The organism is Rhodococcus sp. P3_B8 (assembly GCF_056402775.1).
Genome location: NZ_JBFUGT010000569.1, coordinates 1 through 2146, shown reverse-complemented (window position 1 = coordinate 2146; position 2146 = coordinate 1). Strand labels below are relative to the sequence as shown.

Here is a 2146-nt window from a genome sequence, read left to right as displayed (position 1 = left end):
CCTCGATGCGTTCTACGCCTCGGTGGAGCAGCGGGACGACCCCGGTCTGCGGGGTCGTCCGGTGATCGTCGGCGGCGGCGTCGTGCTGGCAGCGAGCTACGAGGCGAAGGCGTACGGGGTGCGCACGGCCAGCAGCGGTGCGCAGGCGCTGCGCCTGTGCCCGCACGCCGTCGTGGTGCGGCCACGGATGTCGGCGTACGCGGCCGCGAGCAAGGCGGTATTCGAGGTCTTCGGCCGGACGACGCCCCTGGTCGAGGGACTGTCGATCGACGAGGCCTTCCTCGACGTCGCCGGTCTCCGCAAGATCGCGGGCGCACCGGTCGACATCGCGGCACGCCTGCGCCGCGACGTGCGGGAGCAGGTGGGGCTGCCGATCACGGTCGGGGTCGCGCGAACGAAGTTCCTCGCCAAGGTCGCCAGCGCAGTGGGCAAACCCGACGGCCTGTTGCACGTGCCGCCGGACCGCGAGATCGAGTTCCTCCATCCGCTGCCGGTCGAACGGCTGTGGGGTGTCGGGGCGGTGACGTCGGTCAAGCTCCGCGACGCCGGGATCGGCACCGTCGGCCAGCTCGCCCACTATCCCGAAGAGCTGCTCGTGTCCATCGTCGGACCCGCGGCGGGCCACCACCTCCACGCGCTCGCCTGGGCACGCGACCCGCGGCCCGTGCAGGTGGGGCGCAGGCGGAGATCCGTCGGCGCGCAGCACGCCCTGGGGCGCAGACCGAAGTCGAGGGAGGACGTGGACGCCGCTCTGGTGACGTTGGTCGACCGGGTGGCGGGCAGGCTGCGCCGCGGCAAGCGGGTGGGGCGCACGGTGGTGCTCCGGCTGCGGTTCGACGACTTCACCCGGGTCACGCGTTCGCACACTCTCGCGCAGCCGTCGGCTCAGACGCAGACGATCCTCACCACGGCCCGGGGCCTGCTGAGCACCGCGTGGCCGATGATCGAATCCAAGGGCATCACCCTGGTGGGGATCGCGGTCGCCAACCTCGAGGACGACTGCCCGCAACAGCTCGCCCTGCCCTTCGACCCGTACACGAGCAGTTCCCTCGACAGCACACTCGACAGCCTCCGCGACCGCTTCGGCTCCTCGGCGGTCACCCGCGCGGTGCTGCTGGGCCGGGATCAGGGTGTGAGTGTGCCGATCCTGCCGGACTAGGCCGGCAGGATCGGCCACCGATCAGCTCGCGTCGAACTTCCGGGCCGCGAGCGACCGGACGATGCCGGCCCGGCCCTCGACCACCAGGCGGCGCAGTGCCGGGGGATGGTCGCCGGCCAGGAACTCGTCGGCTGCCGCCACGGACTCCTCGCTGATCGACCACGACGGGTACAGGCCCACGACGACGGTCTGCGCGACCTCGCTCGAACGCCGCTCCCACACCGCGGGGATGTCCGCGAAGTAGCGGGTCACGTACGGTGCGAGGATCTCGGACTGCCCGTGACCGGCGAAAGCGCCGATGATCGAGCGGGCGGTGATGTTCGGCACGGAATCGTCGCCGACCACCCGGTTCCAGGCCTGTTCCTTCACCRCGGCCTGCGGGCGGACGGTGGCCGCCGCGGCGGCGTTGCGAGCGCCAGCCGCGGTGGGATCGCGTTCGGCTTCGGCGTCGATGAACGGCGTCTCGATGCCCTCGGCGTCGATCTCACCGGCCCCGGCGAGCGCGGTGACGAGACGCCAGCGCAGGTCCGTGTCGACGACGAGGCCCGGCAGCCCGACCGTTTCGGGTGCGGCGTCGAGCAGTTCCTGCAGGACCTCGGTGTGCCATGCCGACAGCTGCGCGCCCGCCAGCGCGTTGACGAACGCCAGCTGGTGATCCGAACTCGACTCGGCTTCCCGTGCCAGTTCGAGGAGCCGGTTCGCGAAGTCCGGCCAGCCGTGTTCCTTGGCCCACTCGGGTTCGGCGTAGCTGTGCAGCGCGGTCTGGGCCTGCATCAGCAGTCGCTGGACGACGCCGACCTCGGTTTCGGCACCGATGCCGCGCTGCACGAGGGCGACGAAGTCTCGCGCCTTGAGTTCGGCCTGACGCGTCATCTCCCAGGCCGCCGACCACACCAGGGTGCGGGGGAGCGGCTCGTCGATGTCGCCGATCCGGTCGATGGCGGTGGCAAGCGAGTCGGGATCGAGCCGCAGCGAGCAGTACGTGAG

At 71.5% G+C, this 2146-nt stretch carries 2 protein-coding genes; one reads left to right on the top strand and one right to left on the bottom strand.

What is annotated here, in order from left to right; translation table 11 throughout:
• The coding region (dinB, locus tag AC1D1G_RS44640; RefSeq protein ID WP_477956879.1) for a DNA polymerase IV at positions 1-1159 on the top strand (1159 nt) is incomplete at its 5' end.
• Positions 1160-1180: 21 nt separating this feature from the next.
• Here dinB and AC1D1G_RS44635 read toward each other — a convergent pair.
• Positions 1181-2146, bottom strand: a 966-nt coding sequence (locus tag AC1D1G_RS44635; protein WP_477956878.1) for an ERAP1-like C-terminal domain-containing protein, incomplete at its 5' end; no start/stop codon positions are given.